Source organism: Hydrogenophaga sp., assembly GCF_022844385.1.
Taxonomy (GTDB): Bacteria; Pseudomonadota; Gammaproteobacteria; order Burkholderiales; family Burkholderiaceae_C; genus Hydrogenophaga.
The window spans coordinates 1-3,002 of the sequence record NZ_JALHLX010000225.1 but is presented as its reverse complement, the minus strand read 5'-3'; the positions used below and the strand labels follow the sequence as shown (position 1 = coordinate 3,002).

1 protein-coding gene is annotated in these 3,002 nt (G+C 59.5%); it reads right to left on the bottom strand.

Going from position 1 to position 3,002, the window contains the following annotated elements:
• Positions 1 to 2,857, bottom strand: a 2,857-nt coding sequence (locus Q0C59_RS19360; RefSeq protein WP_291218657.1) for a Tn3-like element IS1071 family transposase, incomplete at its 3' end; no start/stop codon positions are given.
• Positions 2,858 to 3,002: the final 145 nt, after the last annotated feature.

Below are 3,002 nucleotides of genomic sequence, written 5' to 3'. Positions count from 1 at the left end.
AGCGGTCAACCGGGAAGCGAAACACACCCCGCAAGTTGATGCTCTCCAGCCTGGTGGGCGCAATCTTCCCGATCAGTTCCGGTGGAATGACCTGGCGGCGGTTCGACCAGCGATCCAGGACCGCCTGCATCTGTGAGGTATTCCACGCCATCACGATGTTGGCCATCAGGCTCAACGCATCGGCCACAGCCTGCATTTCATCGACACGTTTGGCCTGCGCCGGGCTGATCCGGCCGGTATAAATGGCGCGCTTGAGGGCGTTAACAGCCTCGCCCCGATTGAGCACCCGGCGCAACTCGTTCCTGAAAGCGTCCTTGACAAAGTAGTCAGCCAAAAACGCCGTACGCAGCAACCGCCCCAATTGCACGCCAGCCTCATAGATTGGATCGCCCTGGGCGGCAGAACCGAACCGCGCAAGAGCTGCCACCGCACTGGCATGTCCGCTCATGACCGAGGCTGCCAGGTGCACCAGACTATCCCAATGCTTTTCGATCAAAGCGACGTCGACATTGGCTTCGCACACCGCAGCGATTTCTGCGGGCACTTTGGTGCCGCGTGGCACAAAGAGGTGGCGCTGTTTGAGTTCCTTCAACCGCGGGCAAAGATCAAAACCAAGCAAACGGGCATGTGACATGGCAAAGTCGGTGTAGCCATGGGTATCCACAGCAAGCTGGCTGGTCTCCAGCTTTTCTTGGCGGATGACACCTTCAATGGCCACGCCCGCCTGGCGCTCATTGAGCACAAAGGGCTGCGCATGGAAGATGCCCCACCGGTCTTTTACATGGGAGTAGATTCCAATGGAAGGTGTGTTGCGCCGAGGATCAAGCCGGGCTTGCCACACCCGTTTGGTGGTCTCCATGCTCATCATGTCAGAAGATGCCAAATCGGACCGCCCCCAGGTGGCGGCAATCGGGTGTCGCTGCATGAATTCCAGCACAGCCTGGCAGGCCTGGCTCAGACGCCGTTCGTCCCGCGCCCAGCGCATGGCCTGGCGAATGCTGGTGGCAGACAATTGCGGAATCATGCGCGCGCATTCGACCGCAGTCAGACTGGTGCCGTGGGCCATGATGCCGGCATAGACCATCAGCAGCTCGTCGGTAGAGCGCGGCTCACGTCCGAGCATGATCCAGCTAAAGCGCACCTGGGCGTCAACGGCCAGAATCACTTCCGGCAATTGAACCTCACCGATGCGGTGATCCAAAGCCGCGCGCAGCTTGGTCACTTCTGGGTCTTCGTCCTCTGCGGGCAATGGCGACAAATGGAGTTCATCATCCACGCGCAGTACGCCACTGCGGGCTGCAGCGGCCACCGCATCGACACCGGCAGTTACTCTGGCCAGCAAAGGCTTCAAGAAAGTGGCAGCCTTGCTGGGTAACGATAGACGGGCATAGTGTTTCTTGGACTCTGCCTGCCAACGCTCGTCCGTGAAGAACAAGCGCGCACGACCCCGAAAGCTCAGGCTGTGCTCAATCCAGACCGAGCCATTGCGCACCGCGCGGCGCAGGGCAAACAGGGTGGCCACCTCCAACGCCTGAAACGCCCGTTCCCGGTCTGGGCTGGAGATCGAAACCTGCCAGATCATTCCCAGACTTGGTGCCACCACTTCAACTGGCAGCTTTCTGGATCCTTTGAGATATAAAGCTTGCAGCTTGGCAAGGTACTCGATGGCAGGATGCTCGCCGGTGGCCTGCCAGGGCAGCTTTGCAATGGCGACGAGCAACGACCGCACGGGGCGAATTCCATCAATCAATCCCTCGCGGACCAGGGAGGCCCTGCTCGGTGGTTTGCGTTTCTGGGTTTCGGTGATCAAGGCTTCAAGACGGGCACGCAACTCAGCATCTGGCACCGCACCTTGCGCGCTCAAGGCAACAAGTTCGCCGAGCAGCGTTTTGTACATTGCGGCCCAATTGACGGTAGCGGGGACATCGGCGGCAGCCTGACGCCACAGATCGGCGATCCGGCGCTGCACCATAAGGATCAACTGGTCTGTGGTGGTGAACAGGCAATACCGAAGAAAGCATGCGACCTCCACGGTGCGCGCTGGCTCTTTGATCTTGGCTCCGGCTGAGGGCGGCCTGGAGACAAGTCGGCGCGCGTAGCGGCGCAAGATGAGATCGGGGATGTCTGCCAGGTGCTTATGAACGTCCAGCGTGTAAAGCAGGTCGATGCGCTCCAGTACCTCGCTGATTTGGCGGGTTGAGTGTTTCGCCGGTGCAGCCCATAGCCAACTCTGCTGGGTTTGTCCATCTGGGCGCAGCTCTGAAACTGAGGCTCGCCAGCGATCAAGTGTTGCTGGATCAACGCTGGCGGCGATGGCGGTGCCTGTTTCAACTTCAAGCTGGGCAAGTGCCGCCGCAATCAGTGTCCGAATTGCCCGCTCGTGCACGATCACCAGCTTGTTCTTGTACAGCCATTGACGCGCCCGCACGAGTAGCTGATCGCGGTCGGCGCAGCGCGCCACTTCGTCGCGCAGTTCACGTACCAGTGAGCGGCGCTGGTGCTCGCTCATCCACTGGAATCCAAGGACCGTGCAGGCTACTTGTTGGTGATCGAATAGCGTGCGCCCGCGTTCATACATGGCTCTCAGCGAGGCGACTTCTGGTGCTGCAATGCCAAGCTCGTTGCCAAGGTGGCGCCACAAGGCTACTGGAATTACCCGAAAGGCACCGAGCAAACGCCCACTCATGCGCAGGAAACCAATATGGAGCGCCAGACCAAGCTTGTGGGAATCACCTCGGCGTGCATTGATTGCGTCGCGCTCGGCACCATCGAAGGTGAAAAATGCCTTCATCTCGAAGTCGCTGATATCGCGGGGGAGCCCACGCATCCCCAAAAACGTTGTGTGCCAACCCTGCATCGTGAACCTCAAAAGTGGGAGGCCACCATACCCGTTTACAAAGCGAACAGGAAAGTCAATGAAATCAACGGTCTACCCAGACCACCCCCGCGCCAGTGCTAGCTTTGCGTACCGTCACTTATTGCACTGAAAACGAGGAGACCCC